General features: G+C 68.4%; 1 pseudogene. It reads left to right on the top strand.

Going from position 1 to position 364, the window contains the following annotated elements:
• Positions 1-87: 87 nt before the first annotated feature.
• Positions 88-291 (top strand): annotated as a pseudogene (locus B2W55_RS17690) (NfeD family protein); the annotation flags it as partial.
• Between the last annotated feature and the right edge of the window lie 73 nt (positions 292-364).

The raw sequence follows: 364 nt of genomic DNA, 5'->3' as shown, positions 1-364 counted from the left end.
CGATCAGGGCCTCGTTGCGGCGGTTGAGGAACGGGTTGGTCTTGCTCGCCGGCGTCGCGCCCCGGGCGAAATGCCGCCACGCCGGCGAGCAAGACCAACCCGTTCCTCAACCGCCGCAACGAGGCCCTGATCGGCCGTGAGTTCACGCTGGAGAAGCCGATCATCGACGGCTCGGGCACGGTGCGGATCGACGACACGATCTGGCGGGTCGCCGGTCCTGATACGCCGGCCGGCAGCCGCGTGAAGGTGGTCCGCGCCGATGGCGCCAGCCTGACTGTTGCGGCAGTCTAGTCGTCGCTCCGCTTGCTCCAGTAATCCGTAGCCCGGGTGAGCGTAGCGATACCCGGGGAAACCGGTCCCGCAT

The organism is Bradyrhizobium sp. UBA2491, from assembly GCF_002341725.1.
Classification (GTDB): Bacteria; Pseudomonadota; Alphaproteobacteria; order Rhizobiales; family Xanthobacteraceae; genus Bradyrhizobium.
Note: the sequence above shows the minus strand (reverse complement) of the source record. Positions and strands in the feature narration are given on the sequence as shown.